This is a genomic window from Rhodococcus sp. P14, from assembly GCF_000256505.1.
In the GTDB taxonomy this organism is placed as follows: domain Bacteria; phylum Actinomycetota; class Actinomycetes; order Mycobacteriales; family Mycobacteriaceae; genus Rhodococcus; species Rhodococcus ruber.
In genome coordinates this window covers 1-17,998 of sequence record NZ_AJFC01000276.1, presented here as the reverse complement: position 1 = coordinate 17,998, position 17,998 = coordinate 1, and the positions used below count along the sequence as shown (strand labels likewise).

Sequence of the window (17,998 nt, the reverse complement as noted above, 5' to 3'; positions counted from 1 at the left end):
CGCCGAAGAGCACAGACGCGGCACCGAAGGGCACGGCCGATGCGGCACCGACCGGAAAGCATGCGGCCAAGGAGGAACCGGCTCGCAAGCCGGCCCCCGAACCGAAGAACGCGGCTGCCGGTGGCAAGGGAACCTCTGCGAAGCCGCAGCCGCCGAGTGGTCCTGCCGGGGGACCGAAGAAGCAGGACTGAGGTCCGCCGGGATCACGGGACGGAATCGGATCCGGGGCAGGTCGCGTCGCGCGCGGCCTGCCCTTCTTCGAGCAGTTGTCGTTCGGTGACGCGTAGTTCCAGATCGACGATCCGGCCGGCGACAACGTAGATCAGGATTGTCAGCAGTAGTACGACAGGTACGGACGCAAGGAATTCCATGTCGGCCTCCAGCGGTGGTCCGCGTAGGCGGGAAGGTGGAGGTGCTCGGGTGCGTCGTCGGTGACCACTCCAGCGTACGGACCCGCACGGGGTGCCTGTCGGGACGGCCACCGCGCCGCTCCGTGATCTGTCGCACACCCTCGGGTTACTCGCCGGTACCGATCCGGCGAATATCGTGATGCACGTCACAAAACGGGTGGATACTCGCCGGTAGCAGTCCTATCGGGGAGGCATCACATGGCACAGCAGATACACGCCAGCGAGGAACAGTCGCGCGCTCTCGCAGAGGAGTCCCGCGAGACCAGCTGGCACAAGCCGTCGTTCGCAAAGGAGTTGTTTCTCGGGCGTCTGACCCTCGACCTCATCCATCCGTTCCCGCGGCCCACCCCCGACGAGGAGGCCCGGACCGAAGGGTTCCTGGCAGAGCTTCGCCGCTTCTGCGAGGGTGTGGACGGCAGCCGCATCGAGCGCGAGGCCCGGATTCCCGACGAATACGTCGCCGGATTGGCCGAGCTCGGCTGCTTCGGCATGAAGATCTCCCAGGAGTACGGCGGCCTGGGACTGTCGCAGGTGGCCTACAACCGCGCGCTGATGCTCGTGGCCAGCGCCCACCCGAGCCTCGGCGTCCTGTTGTCGGCGCATCAGTCCATCGGAGTGCCCGAACCCTTGAAGCTGGCCGGGACACCCGAACAGAAGCGCGCTTTCCTCCCGCGGTGTGCGCGGGGGGCGATTTCGGCCTTCCTGCTGACCGAGCCCGACGTGGGTTCCGATCCCGCCCGTCTCGCCTCGACGGCGGTGCCGGTGGAGAACGGCGACGCGTACGAACTCGACGGCGTGAAGCTGTGGACCACCAACGGAGTGGTCGCCGAACTGCTGGTGGTGATGGCGCGGGTGCCGCGCAGCGAGGGCCACCGCGGCGGCATCTCGGCGTTCGTCGTCGAGGCGAACACCCCGGGCATCACCGTCGAACGCCGCAACTCGTTCCTGGGCCTGAAGGGGATCGAGAACGGCCTCACCCGGCTGTACAAGGTGCGGGTGCCGAAGGAGAATCTCATCGGCCGCGAGGGTGACGGCCTGAAGATCGCCCTGACCACCCTCAACGCCGGCCGGCTCGCGATCCCGTCGATGTGCGCCGGTGCCGGCAAGTGGGCGCTCAAGATCGCCCGGGAATGGTCCGGCGCCCGTGTCCAGTGGGGTCGCCCGGTGGGTCGGCACGATGCGATTGCCGGCAAGATCGGATACATCGCGGCCACCACGTTCGCCCTCGAAGCCGTGGTGGAACTGACCGGCCAGATGTGCGACGAGGACCGCAACGACATCCGCATCGAGGCGGCTCTGGCCAAGCTGTGGTCGAGCGAGGTGGCCTGCGAGATCGCCGACGAGTTGATGCAGATCCGAGGGGGACGCGGCTACGAGACGGCGGCGTCGCTCGCGGCCCGGGGTGAGCGGATGGTGCCCGCCGAGCAGCTCCTGCGGGACCTGCGGATCAACCGGATCTTCGAGGGCTCGAGCGAGATCATGCGGCTCTTCGTCGCCCGCGAAGCCGTGGATGCCCACCTGCGGGTGGCGGGTGAGCTGGCCGATCCGAAAGCCACTCTGGACACGAAGGCCCGGGCCGCCGCCAAGGCGAGCGGCTTCTACGCCAAGTGGCTGCCCCAGTTGGTGGCGGGCAAGGGCCAGCTGCCCACCTCCTACGGCGAATTCGGTCCCCTGGCACACCATCTGCGCTACGTGGAGCGGTGTTCGCGCAAGCTCGCTCGGTCCACGTTCTACGGCATGGCCCGGTGGCAGGGTGGTCTGGAGAAGCGGCAGAATTTCCTGGGGCGGCTCGTCGACATCGGCGCGGAACTGTTCGCCATGTCGGCGAGTTGCGTACGGGCGCAGATGTACCACACCGACGGTCACCCCGAGACGGAGGCGGCCTACGAACTCGCCGACGTCTTCTGCCTCCAGGCGAAGCTCCGCGTGGACTCGCTGTTCGCCGCGTTGTGGACGCACACCGACGATGCCGACCGGCAGCTCACGGCCGACGTCCTCGACGGCCGCTACACCTGGCTGGAAAAGGGCGTGATCGATCCCAGCGAGGGCACGGGCCCGTGGATCGCCGAATGGTCGCCCGGGCCGTCGGTGGAGCAGAACCTCGCCCGCAGATTCCTCGGCGCCGACCATCCGGTGGTGTGAACGGGCCGCCGGCCGCGCGCGCCCTGGTCAGCCGCGACAGCAATCGCTGTCGCGGCTGACCGTCCTGTCCGCGGATCCCACGCGGCCGTCGGTCAGAAGGCGCCGCAGTTGGACGGTGCGGGCCGCCCGGCGAACCGGTCGTTCAGGTAGGCGACCGCTTCGGGCATGCCCGCGACCAGCGGCAGCGCGTGATTGACGGCCAGGCCCGGCAGGATCGGCGGGGTGGTGTTCGTGGAGAACTGGACGGTGGCGCCGAGGGCGCACCAGTCCGTCGCGAGCCGGTGACCCTGGCCGTAGGGCACGATGTCGTCCATCGTTCCGTGCTGCACGAGTACCGGCACCGACGGCTGCAGGCGTCCGATCCGCTGCGCGGCGATGGCTTCCTTCGCCTCCGGCAACCGGTCGACGACCACGCTCAGCGGCTCGCCCGTGCGGGTGTAGTCGTTCGTGCGCTGGAAGCCGTAGCGGAAGATCGTCTCCGGGGCGCACTGGTTCGCCACCGACTGCAGCATCTCGCGTCCCCGGTCGTTGATCTCGGCGTCGATGAGATCCCGGAGCTCGGGGTAGGCCTCGCCCAGGCCGTTGATCGTGTAGCCGATCACGCCGGTCAGTGCCGTTCCGTCGACCTGGTTCAGCGTGGCCTCGAGGTCCGCGGGCGGCGCACCGGCGTAGACGCCCACCAGGTTCAACTCGGGTGCGTAGGTCGGCTGCAGTTCGGCGGCCGCCGACACGGCACCCCCGCCCTGGGAGTACCCCCACAGGCCGACCGGCCCGTCGGGGGTGACGGACGCGGCGGGCAGGCTCTGGGCCGCCCGGACCGCATCGAGCACCGCGTGCGCCTCCGCGAGGCGGTTGACGTAGGTGTGGTGGCCCGGCGTCCCGAGACCGTCGTAATCGGTGACGACGACGGCGATGCCCTGCAGCAGCATGGTGTTGATCGACAGCAGTTCGTACTCGGTGAACAGGTCGAGCGGCGGGGTGTAGGACACGAGCGAGTTCAGCTGCTTGGACGGCGCACACTGGTCGCCTTGGCCCTGGGTGCCCGGCGCGATCGCGACGAGCGGCCGCGGACCGGGACCGTTCCAGGGCAGCGACGGCTCGAGGTAGGTGCCGCCGACGGCGTTGGGGTCGCCGTTCGCATCGAGGCTGCGGTAGAGCAGCCGGGTGCCCTGTGCCGGGAACACGCCCTGCGGCGTCGGGACGCGGACGGCGAGGTCGGACGGTCCGCTGCGGAGTACGGCGCCGGAGGCGCCGGCCAGGTCGAGCGGAGGATCGTAGAAGTTCGCGTCCGCGCCCGCCGTCGCCGGCGCCGCGAGCATCGTTCCCGTCAGCGCCGCGGCCGTCGCCGCGGCGCCGACCCATCGTCGGGCGCGCCCCATCCCCATCCCCATCCCCACGGTCCCTTCACAGGTCGATGTCCGTGTGTCGGACGACACAAGCGGTACGCACTGTAACAGCTAACTTACCGGCGCGTAAGTGCGCATTTCGCATCTTGTGACCCGCACACGAGGTTGCGATCCGTCGTTTGTGCCCCCGCATCGCCGCTGGTCGGAGACAATCCGGGCATGACCGCGGAGCGCAGCGAACCGCACCTGCACCGGCTGACCACCCCGCACGCCGCCGCCGCCGTCGGGATCGTGTTCGCGGTCCTGTTCACGACGAGCATCGTCCTGATCCGTCAGGCGATCCCGGCGGACCCCTTCGGCACGACCGAGTGGCTGGACGCCGGCCGCTCACGGCTCACCGTCGCACTGATGCTGTCCCAGTTCGCCTGCATCGCGTTCCTGTGGTTCATCGGTGCGCTCCGGCACCGGCTGGGCGACCTCGAGGACCAGTTCTTCTCGACGGTCTTCGTCGGCAGCGGCCTGTTGTTCCTGGCGCTCATCCTCGTCACGATGGCCAGTGCCGGCGGTCTGCTCCTGGCGGACCAGGCGGCGGCCGTCCCTGCCCAGGAGTCGGCCGCCTTCGCGCACGCGCTGATCCTGCAGATCAGCAACGTCTACTCGATCCGGATGGCCGCGGTCTTCATGATCTCGCTGGCCACCATCTGGATGCGCACCGGGCTGATGCCCCGATGGCTGGTCGCCCCCACCTACCTACTCGCTCTCGTCCTGCTGTTCGCGGTGACCGAGGCGCTGTGGCTCACCCTGGTCTTCCCGGCCTGGGTGGCCGTGATCAGCCTGTTCCTGCTGACCCACGCCCGGCAGGCGTTCCCGCCCCGGCGGACGATCCGGCCGAGAACCTGACAGGTGCCACCCCCGCCGGATGCGAGAGCATCCGTCCGCAACTGCCGCAGCCTCGAGACCCTGGGTGCGCACGGGCGGTGCTGATCTCACGCGCGAATCCTAGTGGTCCCTGCAAGATCCCGCGCGATGCTACGGCGCGGCTTCCCCGGCCGTGGCCGAGTCGGTAGCAAGATGTACGCCGATCGTTGTCTACAGGAGGTTTGACATGGCTGTGGGAGTCGGTCTCCGGATCGGGAGCGTGGTGTCCACCGCGGTCCTCGCTTCCAACGACCCCGGCAGTCCCGATCCTGTCGTCATAGCCCGGGACACCGTCCTGCACATCGACTCCGACGGCACCACCGTCCTCGGCGGCGCCCCGCATCCGGCCGGCGAGGCCCGCTACCTGTCGGGATTCCTCGGCCGGGTCGGCGATCCCGCCGGCGTCACCGCCAGCGACGGACGCATCTACCGGGCCGAGGACTCGATGGCCACGGCAATCGCCTGCCTGCTGCACGAATGCCCCCCGCTGCCACCGGACAGCGGACCCGACGGCGGCCTGCCGAGCGTCACCGCCACCTACCCGTCACGGTGGGACCAGTCCACCGTGGCCGCACTGCGGGCCGCGCTCGACTATGCGGACCTGCGGCACATCGCCCTCGTGTCGGACGCCGAGGCGGCCGCGACGTGGTACGCCTCGGAGATCTCGGAGACCCCGGGACAGCTCGTCGGCATCTTCCACGTCGACGACGGCGGCTCGACCGTCAACCTCGTGCGTTCCGGCGTCTCGGCCGGCAAGGCGTTCCGGTTCGCCGCCAAGAGCGCCCCGTCCCCCGCGGCCCAGCTGGCCACCGCCCTCGGCGCCTTCGGCTGGCTTTCGCACAATCTGGACGCCGTCGTGGTGATGGGCGACGGGTTCGTCGCGCGCGACCGCTCGCACGTGCAGTCCATCGCGGACAGCCTCGCCGCGAAACTCGGGGTACGCACCCTCGTCGGACCCGGTCCCGAGCAGACCGCCGCCCTCGGGGCCGCCATCCTCGCGGCCGGCTTCACACCCGCACGCGTGGTCAAGGCGCGGATCGGACTGCCCCCGTCGTACGACGTCACCGATGTTCTCACCGGTGGCATTCCGCGCATCCGTGAACTCGAGGCGGCCGAGCGTGCCCGGGCCGAAGCGGCGGCCGAACGGGACAGGGCAGCGGGCGCACCCGCGAGCCCCGCACCCGTTCCCGCGACGACCGGCGCCGACCACCGATCCGGCGACGCGCGGCCCGAGGACGGCGACGCCGACGACACCGCCGGCGCGACGCTCACCTCCACCGCGACGCCGCCGAGCCGCAACTACTCGGCGATCGGAGCCGTGGTCGCGGTGATCCTGTTGCTGGCCTTCGCGGCCGTCGCGCTGCTCTGACCGCCCGGTTCAGTTCTCCGCGAGGCTGGTCAGCACCGCGGCATCCTCCGCACCGAACTTGTCCTCGAGGACCTCGGGGCTGTAGTCGAGATCGATCTCCTCGACGGGCCGGCCCCGGGCGGATTCGATGGCCCCGAGCCGTCGCTGGGCGCGGTCGGCGGCGTAGGAGACGAACTCGTCGGGATCGAGACCGAAGGGCTGTTCTTCGAACTGGTCGTTGACCCACTGGATCATGCCGAGCGCGAGCGGCAGCAACTCCCCCATGCGCTGCTGCACGACATCCCAGTTCGAGTCGTCGGCGGCGACGTGGCGGCGGCACGTGAAGGTTCCCCATGCCATGTGCCGGCGTTCGTCGTCGCCGATCCGGCGCACGAGTTCCTGCATCCCGGGCAGGATCCCGCGTTTCGTGCACACCTTCTGCCAGGCGTAGTACCCGGTGAGGGCGAGGCTGCCCTCGATGACGTGGTTGTAGGTGACGCTGGCGCGGACCTGGCTGGCGGGGCTCGGATCGGTCTCGAGGACACGCAACGAGTGGGGCAGTTCCTCGTAGAACAGCTGCCGGTAGTAGGGGTTGTCCGCGACGTAGGGGTGCAGGTCCGCGGTCAGGCCCACCGCGTCCATCCACAGCCGGAAGACCTGGGTGTGCTTGGCCTCCTCGAAGCAGAACTGGGTCAGGTACATCTCGTCGCCGAGACGGCCCTCGGCGGCCATCGCCCGCAGGAACGGCTGGATGTCCTGGGTGACGGCTTCCTCACCGGCCACGAACTGTGCGACGAGATAGGTGGCGCTGCGGTGCTGCTCGCTGTTGAGCTCGTTCCAGTCGGCGGCGTCGCGGCTGAAGTCCAGATCGAGCGGATCCCAGAACTTCGCGTTGCCCTTCGCGAACAGCCGCAGCGGGAAGGCGTCCCAGTGCAGTCCCCCCGCGCGCAGGGTTCCGAAGCCCTGACGTTCCGGCAGTGCTGTAGTCATGAGCGTGCCGCCTTTCCTCGACCCGGATGGACGCGTGTCCTGACGGTAGCGCCATTTCGGCCGGGTGTGACGGGAACCATACAAACTGTAGGTACGGCGGTGCCCCGGCCGGGATCCCACGCGGATCCCGGCCGGAAGCAGGCTCCGTCAGCCCTCGAACAGGGTGTCACCCGGGTATCCCCCGGGACCGAATCCGGGTGGGACGGCGAACACCGCCGACCCGACCGGGGTGATCCACGGGTTCAGCGCGTCGTGCTCGGCGAGCCGCTGTTGCACCGGGACGAACTGCGCGTCCACGTCGGCCTGGTACGCCGCGAACAACAGTCCGGCGCCGTCCGGGTCGTCGTAGTTGTAGCCGCGTCGCAGGAACTGCTCGTTCGCGTTCCGGGGCCGCGCCCGGGCGACGTGTGATTCCGGAGGGATCACCGGAATGCCGTGGACGTCGGTGGCGGCGAAGTCCGGATCGTCGTGCTCCCGGCTGCCGGTCAGCGGCGCCCCGCCGGCCAGGTCCCGGCCCACCGCGAGCTCCCGGGCCGGCCGGTCGAGCTCGTCCCACGTGTCGAGTTCCATGCGGATTCGCCGCAACACCAGGGACGTGCCCCCGGCCAGCCAGGCCGGGGTGCCGGGATTCCACACCTGCCGGTCGAAGTCCGTGCTTCCCGCGGCCGGGTTGACGGTGCCGTCGACCTGACCCATCAGGTTGCGCATCGTGGTCCCGGTGGGCTTGGTGCCCACCGCGTTGCGGAATCCGCGCTGGATCCAGCGCACCGTGGCCAGCGATCGCACGCTCTTGGCGAGCGTGCGAGTCGCATGCGAGACGGTGACCGGGTCGTCGGCACATACCTGCAGCAGGAGGTCACCGCCCGACCAGCGCTCCTCGAGGCGATCGATCGAGAACGCCGGCAGCGGCCGCAGCCACTCCGGCCGCTGCGCCTCGAGACCGGCCGCGTCGAACACGGCAGGGCCGAATCCGACCGTCACGGTCAGCCGCGCGGGATCGAGGGCGAGTTCGGGCTCGGTGTCGCCGAGGGCGGGACTGCCCCCGGCCAGCCGGCGACCGTCCTCGGCCCACACCTTCATGATCCCGACCAGCGCGCGACGGTCGAGTCCCGGACGCAGATCCAGCGCGACGAAGGCGGCGAAGGCCTGCGGGTCGGTGTCGATGCCGGCCTGGTGCACGCCGTGGAAGGCGACCGTGCGCCCACCGGTGGGCTCGGGCTCCCGCGTGGCGGCGTACCCGAGACCCGTCCCGACTCCGGCCGCGCCGATGCCGGCGGCGCCCAGGACGGCGGCGCCGCCACCGAGGAGACGCCGCCGGCTCAGCTCAGCCACCGTGGTTCGCCCCCGCGCCGGCGCTCGGCTGGTAGTTCTCCTGCGCGCCGGAGAAGTCGCGGACCTGTGCGGTGAACTCGGTCGTCGAACCGTCCTCGAAGGTCAGCTCGAAGGTCACTTCGGTACCGGGCAGGACCGGCTCGACGAGGTCCATCAGCATCAGATGGTCGTTGCCGGGGGCGAGCGAATGGGTGCTGTGCGCGGGAATGACCAGTCCGTCCGCCTTCTCGCGCATCACCATGGCGCCGCCGTCGCCGGCCGCCATCTCGTGGATCTCGGTCCGTGCCGAACTGGGGCTGGCAGCGGAGACGATGTGGATGTCGGTGTCGCCGGTGTTCTCGAGTTCGGCGAATGCACCGGTCATGCCGGATTCGGCGGCCTTCGCCCACGCCGAGGAGACGGTGAGCGAGTCCGCGGACGCGGCGGCGGGCTCGTCGGACGAGCATCCGGCGGCGAGCAGGGTCGCGGCCGCGGCGGCAGCGAGGAACAGGGTCTTCTTCATGGGGATTCTCCGTTATCGGTCCGAGGGCGCACGGGTGCGCGCGGTCACCGCGGGGCGCGGTGACCGAGAAGGGTCGGGTTCAGACCGTGACGGGAGGGCCGCGAGTGCCGAGACCGGCGGCGACGAGCAGTCCCCGGCGGAGCCGGGGACGGTGGACGACGGGCGTCCACGCGGGGACGGCGACGGGCGCCGGCGCGAACGACATGGGGACCGCGCGAGCGAGGGCGGCCAGCCCGACCCGGCAACCGTGTTCGGCACCACGGACGAGTAGCGCCGCGACGACGATTGCCCCGGCGTGCGCGGCGAGCATGCCCGGACCGGGGACGTGGACGTGCCCCGCATCGAGGGAGAGGGCGCCGTGACCGACCACCTGACCGGCGGCGAGCACGCCGACGATCGGCACGCGAGTGCCCGCGGCGAGCAGGCCTACCGTCATGGCGGCCGCCAAGAGCAGGACCGCCGGCGCCTGCCCCGGGACGGAACCGCCGGCGAGGGCATGGGCGGCGATGCTCACCGCACCCGACATGCCGCCGACGAAGGCACCGCGCACGCGCGCGACGACTTCGTTCTCGGCAGACATGCAGCCAGGATACGCGCCCTTTACTACGGGGAGTAGTAACAACGCTCACAAGGGGGCGCCCGCCAGGGAGTCCGACCCGACCCGCGGAGAGCCCGGCGGTGCACGCAGTGCGTGGCTCGTCGTTTCACGTGAAACCAGCCGGCGCACAGTCGCCTATTGACAATATGCTGTCATATTGACAGCATATTGTCATGACTGAGACCGTGCATGTGGCCGTGTACAACACCTTCGCCGATTGGGAGGTCGGCCACGCGATCGCCCATATCAACAAGCCTCTCTGGCACAAACACCCCGGCCGGTACACCGTCGCCACGGTCGGCACCACGCTCGAACCCGTCACCACCATGGGCGGAATCCGCATCCTTCCCGACACCACCCTGGACGAGGTGCGGCCCGACAACAGCGCGATGCTCGTCCTGGCGGGCAACGACATCTGGAACACCGAGCAGTTCACCCCCTTCGCCGACCGGGCGCGTGAGTTCCTCGAGGCCGGGGTTCCGGTGGCCGCGATCTGCGGGGCCACGGGCGGGCTCGCCCTCGCCGGCCTGCTCGACGACCGCGCGCACACCAGCAACGCCGCCGAGTTCCTGGCCGGGCTGGGGTACGCCGGCGGCGACCTCTACCGCGACGAACCGGCCGTCACCGATCGGAATCTGATCACCGCGAGCGCCACCGCCCCCGTCGAGTTCGCCCGCGCGATCCTCGAACACCTGGAGGTGTTCGAACCGCACGTCCTCGAATCCTGGTTCAAGCTCTACGGCCGACGCGACCCCGCCGGCTTCTACGAACTCATGGCCGGATGAGCGAGCGCCCGGAACAGGAACTCCTCAGCGGCCTTGCCCTGACGTCGTTCCGGCTCAACGGTCAGTTCCTCGAAGTCGCCGAGACGCTGGCACGTCCGTCCGGTCTCACGGCGGCGTGGTGGCAGGTCCTCGGTGCCGTGCTGCACGATCCCCTGCCGGTCGCCGGCATCGCCCGGGCGATGGGGATCACCCGTCAGAGCGTGCAGCGGATCGCCGACCTGCTGGTCGAGCGCGGCCTCGCCGAGTACCTGCCCAACCCCGCCCATCGGCGCGCCAAGCTCGTCACGCCGACCCCCGCGGGCCGTGCGGCGGTGACCGGGATCGATCCGGCGCACGCCGCCTTCGCCCGGCGCCTGGCCGATGCCGTGGGCGAGGAAGGTCTGGCCGCCACGCTCACCGCGATGCGGCAGCTCTCGGCGGTCCTCGACGAGCTCACCGAGCAGGTGTGAGCACAGACGACGCCAACTGATACGTCGCGATACCGTGCGATGTGCCCACAATTGCCGGTCGGCGTCGCTCCCAGCCGCCACCACCTCACGTGGTCCATGAAGCGATCATCGATCCGGGCCGCGACCCGACCCGTCCGTGGCTGATCCTGCGCGACGGCGAACAGCGGCCCGCCGTCCTCGATGCCGTCGAGCCGAACCTGGTGGTGTGGAGCTCGCTGTGGCCGTGGCGGCCCGACGCTCGGGTTCGGTTCGACCTGACCGGCGGGCGAAGCGGCACAATCCTGCATTGGACGTTGATCGTCGACGATCCGGTGCCGGACGAAGAGACCACTGTCCGCATGCGGAAGCGGATCAACGAGTTGATCAACGCCAATCTGCGCTTCACATTCGGGCAGTAGCAGCACGGCGACCGGCGACGGATGTGGGCAAGAAGTGGGCAGAACGAGCAGAGGGCGTCTTCCGGAATTCCGGAAAACGCCCTCTACCTCGATCTTTACTTGTGGAGCCTAGGAGATTCGAACTCCTGACATCTGCCTTGCAAAGGCAGCGCTCTACCAACTGAGCTAAGGCCCCGTCTGCCGCCTCAGCGGGCGGTGACCTCGTGCCATTCGTCCTCGCTCCGCAACATCCGGGCGAGTCCGACGGTCACCAGCACCACGGTTCCCACAAGGAGAAGAACCTTCATGCTCGCTGCCCTTTCGGCACGGGGAGTGGGCCTAGGAGGACTTGAACCTCCGACCTCTTCGTTATCAGCGAAGCGCTCTAACCGCCTGAGCTATAGGCCCTCGAACCGAGTTGGAACACTACCCCACCGAGCCGGGAAGTCCAAAATCGGCTCGGTGGGGACTCGTTTCCCCAGCTCAGTCCGGGTCCGCGAGGGTCACCTGCACGCCGCCGACGAGGTCGGTGCACAGGTTGTAGATGAAGGCTCCCAGAGTGGCCAGGGCCGTGAACAGGATCGTGTTGACCAGCCCGATCACCGTCGCGTACCCGAAGACCTGACCGGCGGTGATGAGGCCACCGCCACCGGTGTCGGACACCATGTCCGTGAACGCGCTGTTGAGCCGTTCCCACACGCCCATGCCTTCGAGCACGCCGTACAGCAGGCCGACGGCGACCATCCACACGAAGAACAACGAGACGGAGATCACCGAGGAGATCTTCAGCATCGACCACGGATCGATGCGGCGCACCTGCACCGTCGCACGCAACGGCTCGCCCGCGACCGGAGCCGCCGTGGCGACCGGAGCAGCCGGCTGCGCGGCCGCCGGCTCTTCGACCGGCGCGGACGGCAGCGGATGCTTGACCGTGGACAGATCCGGCAGATCCTTCGCCAGGTCCTTGCGTTCGATGTGCCGCGTCGGACCGTCGATGACGGCGGCCTTCGTCTTGGCCGCCGACCGGTCCGCGCCAGCCGTGGGCGCGTTCATCGAGGCGGCCGCGGTGCCGGTGACGACCGGCCGGGTCGGGGGCGTCGCGGCGCTGGGCCGGTTCCCGGCCGGATTTCCGCCGGAACGAGCCGCCGGCTCCTTCGCCGGGCCCGGCTGCTGCCCGCCCGGCTGCTGTCCGCCCTGCTGCGCCGGTCCGGCCGGATCCGTCCCGGGGCGCGCAGCGGGCTTGTCACCGGGGGTCTCACTCGGGGTGGGCACTACGGGACGTCCGGTCGAGGACGGTGCCTGACCCGGACGGGCCAGGTTCGTCTGCGGCACGTTCTGCGGGGTCTCCTGCTGATTCCCGCGCTGCCACGGAGGTGTGGGAGGCCCGCCCGGACGTTGCTGCCCGGGACGCGACGTCCCGCCCTCCGCCGTCGGGGGCTTGGCCGTGCCGTCGGCCGGCACGCCCGGGTTCGCTCCCGCCCCGGGGTTCCGGGCGGCACCGCCCGACGGCGTCGCTCCGCCGGCCGGCTTCCCGGGCACCTCTCGTCCGTTCTGACCCTTCGGCGGCTGCGCGGGCGGCGGACCCTGCTCGGCGCCGTTCGGTCCCTGGGGAGTGCTCACTTACGACTCCTTCGCTTCGAGTGCGGCGCTCTCCTCGGGCTCGTCGGCGTTGCGTGCGATCGCCAGCAACGTGTCCCCCTCCCCCAGGTTCATCAACCGCACACCCTTCGTCTGTCGGCCGGCCTTGCGCACCTGCTTCGCGGGGGTCCGGATGACGCCACCGCCCGAGGTGATCGCGTACAACTCGTCGTCGTCGTCCACGATGAGCGCTCCGACCAGAGTGCCACGCTTGCGGTCGTACTGAATGGTCAGCACGCCCTTGCCGCCGCGTCCCTGCGCCATGTAGTCCTCGATCGGGGTGCGCTTGGCGTATCCACCGGACGTCGCGACCAGCAGGTACGTGCCCTCACGGACCACGTTGAGCGAGAGCAGGGCGTCGTCCTCGTTGAACCGCATGCCCTGGACGCCCGAGGTCGCCCGGCCCATCGGCCGCAGCACCTCGTCGCTCGCCACGAAACGGATCGACTGCCCCTTGGCGGAGACCAGCAGCAGATCGTCGTCCGACGAGCACAGCACCGCACCGACCAGTTCGTCGTCGCCGCGCAGGTTGATCGCGACGATGCCGCCGGACCGGTTGGAGTCGAAGTCCGACAGTCGCGACTTCTTGACCAGGCCGTTGCGGGTCGCGAGCACCAGGTAGGGGGCGTCCTCGTAGGACTTGAGCCGGATGACGCCCTGGATCCGCTCGTCCGGCTGGAAGGCCAGCAGGTTGGCCACGTGCTGGCCGCGCGCGGTGCGGTTGGCTTCCGGCAGCTCGTAGGCCTTCGCCCGGTACACCCGGCCCTTGGTGGTGAAGAACAGCAGCCAGTCGTGCGTGGACGTCACGAAGAAGTGCTTGACGATGTCGTCCTGCTTGAGATCGGCGCCCTTGACGCCCTTGCCGCCACGCTTCTGGGACCGGTACAGGTCGGTCTTGGTGCGCTTGGCGTAGCCGGTCTCGGTGATGGTGACGACGACGTCCTCGCGGGCGATGAGGTCCTCGTCGGAGACGTCCCCGTCGGCCGCGACGATGCGGGTGCGACGGTCGTCGCCGTACTTGTCGACGATCTCCTTCAGCTCGTCCCGCACGATCGCGCGCTGACGCTCGGGCTTGGCAAGGATGTCCTTGAGGTTGTCGATCTCGAGCTCGATCTCGGCGAGTTCGTCGACGATCTTCTGCCGTTCCAGGGCCGCGAGACGACGCAGCTGCATCGCCAGGATCGCGTCGGCCTGGATCTCGTCGACGTCGAGCAGTCCGATGAGGCCGGCGCGTGCGTCCTCCACCGTCGCCGAGGCGCGGATCAGCGCGATGACGTCGTCGAGCGCGTCGAGCGCCTTCACGAGACCGCGCAGGATGTGGGCCCGTTCCTCCGCCTTGCGCAGCAGGTACCGGGTCCGCCGGACGATGACCTCGATCTGGTGGGTGACGTACAACCGGATCATCTGGTCGAGCCGCAGGGTGCGCGGCACGCCGTCGACGATCGAGAGCATGTTGCAGCCGAAGCCGGTCTGCAGCTGCGTGTGCTTGTAGAGGTTGTTCAGGACGACCTTCGCGACGGCGTCCCGGCGGACGGTCACGACGATGCGCATGCCCGCACGGTCCGACGACTCGTCGTGGATGTCGGAGATGCCGGCGATCTTGCCGTCCCGGACCTGCTCGGCGATCGAGGTGATCAGGTTGTCCGGGTTGACCTGGTACGGCAGTTCGGTGATGACGATCGAGGTCTTGCCCCGGGCGTCCTCCTCGATCTCCACGACACCGCGCATCCGCACCGACCCGCGGCCGGTGGTGTACGCGTCCTTGATGCCCTGGCCGCCGACGATCAGGCCCGCGGTCGGGAAGTCCGGGCCCTTGATGCGCTCCATGACGGCGGCCAGGGTGACTTCCTCGTCGGCCTCGAAGTTCTCGAGCGCCCAGTAGATCGCGTCGGCCACCTCACGGAGGTTGTGCGGCGGGATGTTGGTGGCCATGCCGACCGCGATACCGCCCGAACCGTTGATCAACAGGTTGGGGATACGGCTGGGGAGAACCACCGGCTCGAGCGTGCGCCCGTCGTAGTTCGGTTGGAAATCGACTGTCTCGTGGTCGATTTCGCGCAGCATCTCCATCGCGAGCGGGGTGAGCCGGCACTCGGTGTTGTGGCTGACGAATCCGTTGGTGACGAACGCGTGATCGTCGGTGTCGACCCGCAGGCTGTAGACCGGCTCCACGTCGCCCTCGGCGACGAAGGCCACCTCGGCGTAGTAGAACCGGCCGTCGGTCAGCTCCTCGGCGATGGCTCGGGCATCGGGTTCCGTGATGTGCGACGCGATCTCGTCACCACGGTGCTCCCAACGTTCGATCCGATCGACGTTGTGCCGCCGGAGCCAGTTGACGTTCGCCGGATCCGTCGCGCCGTGCGTACGGAGGAACGCCGCGAGACCGGGGACGTAGTCCGTGCTCATGGAGCGTGCCGCCGCCGCGGGGCTGCTCGACTCCGCCGCGGCAAGGACCTGCTCGAGCTTGCGCTGCTTGCAGCCGACGAAGCCGATACGTTCGGCGAACAGGCGGGCGTCACGCCGATTGGTGACGGCGACCTTGTATTCACCGGTCGCGTGCCGATACCGGCGGCTGACGACGCCGAACTCCAACAGCAGCTGCTGCACGTCCTTCGCCAGTTGCAGGCTCCGCGTGGAGTACGACACCTGCACCGTGTTGCGTGGTAGCGACGAGCACGATCCGTCGCCCTCGAACAGGGCACCGAGGAAGATGCGCTTGAGTGCTGTCGGCGACTCCCAGATGAAGTCGGGAACGCTCTTGCGGTCGCTGCGCTGACCGATCACACCCGCCAGCACGCTGCGCCGCAGCATCGTCAGGTCCTGGACGTCGAGCTCGTGCAGTGTCGAACCCGACTTGATCACCCGGCTGTAGACGTAGCGCCGGCCGCCGACGACCCGATCGAACGCATCCACGACGCGATCGAAGAAGTCCCGGTCGAGGTTGTTGAACCCGGCGCGGTTCTCCGAGACGAAGCCCTCACTGACGAACGCACCGAGCAGCAGTGCGGCAGCCGCCTCGTACTCGTTGTGCCTGCCGTGCTCCTCGGCGGAGGGAACACGCTGCAACACCACCCGGTCACCGCTGCGGATCTCGTCCAGCAGCTTCCACAGCAGGGTGGGAACACCCGCCACATCCACCAGGCAGAGCACCGGGTGATTGGCAGTTCCGCGCATCTCGTAGCCCTCGACCGTGCTGAGGGTGTATGTGCGATGGGTGCCCGAGTGGAACAGCATCTCGGCCATCACCGGGTTGCCGTGACGATCGAGAACCTTCAGGTCGATCTCGTTGTCGCTGTCGGGCTCGACGCCGGGCAGGATCTCCGAGATGCGGATGCTCTGGCCGTGGGGCATTCGCACGAGCGTGTCGCCCGGCACGCAGTACCGCATCGCGGCTGCGCCGTCGTTACCGCGGGACCCGAAGTTGCCCTGGCCGTCGACGAGCGGGTAGCGCATCGACCACGGCTGCGCGAGCCGCACGAGTGTGTCGTAGATCGAGGCGTCGCCGTGCGGGTGGTAGTTGCCCATCGTCTCGGCGACGGCACGTGCCGACTTCACGTAGCCGCGGTCCGGGCGGAACCCGTTGTCGTACATTGCGTACAGGACGCGGCGGTGCACCGGCTTGAGACCGTCCCGCACATCGGGCAGGGCGCGGCCCACGATCACGCTCATCGCGTAATCGATGTAGCTGCTCTGCATCTCCTGCTGGATGTCGACGGGCTCGATGCGGTCGTGCCCCGGCCCCTCCGGCGGCAACGTGGTGTCGGTCATGAGCTCCTTCTTCTACTCGGCTCGAACGCCGCGGACTTCCGTCCGGCGCGCGTCTCGCAACCACCCGAGTCTATAGGTGCAGGTCAGCTCGCACACCGACCGATGCGGCGATTCCGCTCGGCCGGTCCGTCCCGGCGTCCGAAATTTCCTTCACGAGCGCCCCGGAACGGAGGCGTCGTCGTCGGTGGCCCAGCGGGCGAACTCCTCCTCCAGTGCCATGTCACCCCGGCTGGGGGCGAGCAGCAGCGCGGCGATCGGCACGGCGAGAACGGCGATGCCGAGCACGAAGGAGGGGAACAGCAGTGCGGTGACGGTCCGGCCCGACGGCAGCGGGACGGTCGGATCGACCTCGACGCGCACGCCGGCCATGCCGGTGTAGTGCAGTGCGACGACCGCGCAGCCCATGAGCAGGGCGGCCGGGACGCGGAGCACCCATCGATCCGCGGTCTGCGCGAGCCACAGGGCGACCGTGGCCGCGACGACACCGATGGCCACCGAGGCGACGACGAAGCTCGGGTCGTGCTCGAGCGAGCCCTGGATCCGGATGGCCCACATGCCGCTGTAGTGCATGAGGCTGACCGCGAGTCCCATCCCGAGGCCGCCGACGAGCAGGCGGGCGAAGGACGGCACGCGGTTCACCCACGCGGCGCGGGAGCTGACGAGCCAGAGCCCGAACCAGGTGGCGGCCACCGACAGCGCGACGGAGAAGACGGTCGGCCCCATGGCGTACCGAACTGCGGTACCGGGAATGTCGAAGCCCATCATCCCGATGAAGTGCATGAGCCAGACGGCCACACCGCCCACCGACAGGGCGGCCATGGCCATCCAGCGGCGATGGCCGCGGTCGGTGGGCGCGGTCAGCGACTGACGGGCGCAGGAGAGACCGACGAACGATCCGACGACGGAGGTGGCATAGGCGAGGAAGAACACCCACATCCCCATGGAGAAGTGGTGCATTTCGTGGGACATCGTGACCTTCCGAGCACGGCGCGCGAAGCGGTCCGTGCTCGTGGTGGCGCGCCTCACCGAATCGATACGGGCTGCGACTCCGCCCCCCTCGACAGCGATCGGAGCGTATCGCATCGATGTAATTCGGGAGGGTCCCGGTCCCGCCCCCGTCCGATCAGGCGAGCGGACTGCGCGGGTCGACCGGACGGTGTTCCCGGGCCCACGCCTCGGCCTCGGCCTCGAGGGCCGCCGCCACCCGATCGGGAGCCATGAGCAACGCCATGATCGGCACCGTCAGGATCAGCATGCCGAGCACGAACACCGGGAAGAGCACCGCGAACACCTCGACGCCCGACGGCGCCGCCGTCGACGGATCCACCGTCACCCGCACCCCCGCCATCGCGAGGAAGTGCACGCCGATCACCGCCGCGCCGGCGACGATGCTGC

15 protein-coding genes, 2 tRNA genes and 2 pseudogenes are annotated in these 17,998 nt (G+C 69.4%); 7 read left to right on the top strand and 12 right to left on the bottom strand.

What is annotated here, in order from left to right:
- Positions 1-191: pseudogene (locus OEY_RS31225) on the top strand (alginate biosynthesis protein AlgP); the annotation flags it as partial.
- 12 nt (positions 192-203) lie between these two features.
- Here the strand turns inward: OEY_RS31225 and OEY_RS30875 are convergent.
- Positions 204-371 (bottom strand): hypothetical protein, encoded by a 168-nt coding sequence (locus OEY_RS30875; RefSeq protein ID WP_017682272.1) that lies wholly within the window; start codon positions 369-371, stop codon positions 204-206.
- A 237-nt stretch (positions 372-608) separates the two neighbouring features.
- On the opposite strand from OEY_RS30875, the gene OEY_RS0119375 reads away from it, so the two are divergent.
- Positions 609-2,552 carry an acyl-CoA dehydrogenase family protein gene (locus tag OEY_RS0119375; protein ID WP_010595465.1) on the top strand — a complete coding sequence of 648 codons (1,944 nt, stop codon included), beginning with the start codon at positions 609-611 and terminating at the stop codon, positions 2,550-2,552.
- Between the two features lie 92 nt (positions 2,553-2,644).
- On the opposite strand, the gene OEY_RS0119370 is transcribed toward OEY_RS0119375, so the two are convergent.
- Positions 2,645-3,937 carry a lipase family protein gene (locus OEY_RS0119370; protein ID WP_017682274.1) on the bottom strand — a complete coding sequence of 431 codons (1,293 nt, stop codon included), beginning with the start codon at positions 3,935-3,937 and terminating at the stop codon, positions 2,645-2,647.
- 180 nt (positions 3,938-4,117) lie between these two features.
- Between OEY_RS0119370 and OEY_RS0119365 the strand changes: the two genes are divergently transcribed.
- The gene (locus OEY_RS0119365) at positions 4,118-4,798 is read left to right on the top strand and encodes a hypothetical protein (protein WP_010595463.1); all 681 of its coding nucleotides are present in this window, start codon (positions 4,118-4,120) and stop codon (positions 4,796-4,798) included.
- A gap of 205 nt (positions 4,799-5,003) precedes the next feature.
- Positions 5,004-6,185, top strand: coding sequence for a hypothetical protein (locus OEY_RS0119360; protein ID WP_010595462.1), 1,182 nt, complete (start codon positions 5,004-5,006; stop codon positions 6,183-6,185).
- 9 nt (positions 6,186-6,194) lie between these two features.
- Here the strand turns inward: OEY_RS0119360 and OEY_RS0119355 are convergent, their stop codons facing one another.
- The 4 genes from OEY_RS0119355 to OEY_RS0119340 all read right to left on the bottom strand — a co-directional run bounded on the left by OEY_RS0119355 (position 6,195) and on the right by OEY_RS0119340 (position 9,568).
- On the bottom strand, positions 6,195-7,154 hold the full coding sequence (locus tag OEY_RS0119355; RefSeq protein WP_010595461.1) for a R2-like ligand-binding oxidase: 960 nt from the start codon (positions 7,152-7,154) through the stop codon (positions 6,195-6,197).
- A gap of 147 nt (positions 7,155-7,301) precedes the next feature.
- Positions 7,302-8,486, bottom strand: coding sequence for a Dyp-type peroxidase (locus OEY_RS0119350; protein WP_010595460.1), 1,185 nt, complete (start codon positions 8,484-8,486; stop codon positions 7,302-7,304).
- The gene (locus OEY_RS0119345) at positions 8,479-8,988 is read right to left on the bottom strand and encodes a copper chaperone PCu(A)C (protein WP_010595459.1); all 510 of its coding nucleotides are present in this window, start codon (positions 8,986-8,988) and stop codon (positions 8,479-8,481) included. Before OEY_RS0119345 ends, OEY_RS0119350 begins: the two co-directional genes overlap by 8 nt.
- 79 nt (positions 8,989-9,067) lie before the next feature.
- Positions 9,068-9,568, bottom strand: coding sequence for a hypothetical protein (locus tag OEY_RS0119340; protein WP_010595458.1), 501 nt, complete (start codon positions 9,566-9,568; stop codon positions 9,068-9,070).
- Positions 9,569-9,759: 191 nt separating this feature from the next.
- Here OEY_RS0119340 and OEY_RS0119335 point away from each other — a divergent pair, with 191 nt between their 5' ends.
- The 3 genes from OEY_RS0119335 to OEY_RS0119325 all read left to right on the top strand — a co-directional run bounded on the left by OEY_RS0119335 (position 9,760) and on the right by OEY_RS0119325 (position 11,218).
- Positions 9,760-10,371 carry a type 1 glutamine amidotransferase family protein gene (locus OEY_RS0119335; protein ID WP_010595457.1) on the top strand — a complete coding sequence of 204 codons (612 nt, stop codon included), beginning with the start codon at positions 9,760-9,762 and terminating at the stop codon, positions 10,369-10,371.
- Positions 10,368-10,820 carry a MarR family winged helix-turn-helix transcriptional regulator gene (locus tag OEY_RS0119330; RefSeq protein WP_010595456.1) on the top strand — a complete coding sequence of 151 codons (453 nt, stop codon included), beginning with the start codon at positions 10,368-10,370 and terminating at the stop codon, positions 10,818-10,820. The genes OEY_RS0119335 and OEY_RS0119330 overlap by 4 nt, the downstream gene beginning before the upstream one ends.
- A gap of 89 nt (positions 10,821-10,909) precedes the next feature.
- Positions 10,910-11,218 (top strand): hypothetical protein, encoded by a 309-nt coding sequence (locus tag OEY_RS0119325; protein WP_010595455.1) that lies wholly within the window; start codon positions 10,910-10,912, stop codon positions 11,216-11,218.
- 102 nt (positions 11,219-11,320) lie between these two features.
- Here OEY_RS0119325 and OEY_RS0119320 read toward each other — a convergent pair.
- From OEY_RS0119320 to OEY_RS0119290, 6 genes and pseudogenes are all read right to left on the bottom strand, one after another.
- Positions 11,321-11,393 (bottom strand) — tRNA-Ala (locus tag OEY_RS0119320).
- Between the two features lie 138 nt (positions 11,394-11,531).
- Positions 11,532-11,605: transfer RNA gene (locus OEY_RS0119310), tRNA-Ile, on the bottom strand.
- A gap of 75 nt (positions 11,606-11,680) precedes the next feature.
- Positions 11,681-12,817, bottom strand: coding sequence for a DUF3566 domain-containing protein (locus tag OEY_RS28715; RefSeq protein ID WP_082752480.1), 1,137 nt, complete (start codon positions 12,815-12,817; stop codon positions 11,681-11,683).
- Positions 12,818-16,603 (bottom strand): intein-containing DNA gyrase subunit A, encoded by a 3,786-nt coding sequence (gyrA, locus tag OEY_RS0119300; protein ID WP_010595453.1) that lies wholly within the window; start codon positions 16,601-16,603, stop codon positions 12,818-12,820.
- Between the two features lie 150 nt (positions 16,604-16,753).
- Complete coding sequence (locus OEY_RS0119295) at positions 16,754-17,686, bottom strand: MHYT domain-containing protein (RefSeq protein ID WP_010595452.1); 933 nt, start codon at positions 17,684-17,686, stop codon at positions 16,754-16,756.
- A 40-nt stretch (positions 17,687-17,726) separates the two neighbouring features.
- Positions 17,727-17,998, bottom strand: a pseudogene (locus OEY_RS0119290) (MHYT domain-containing protein); the annotation flags it as partial.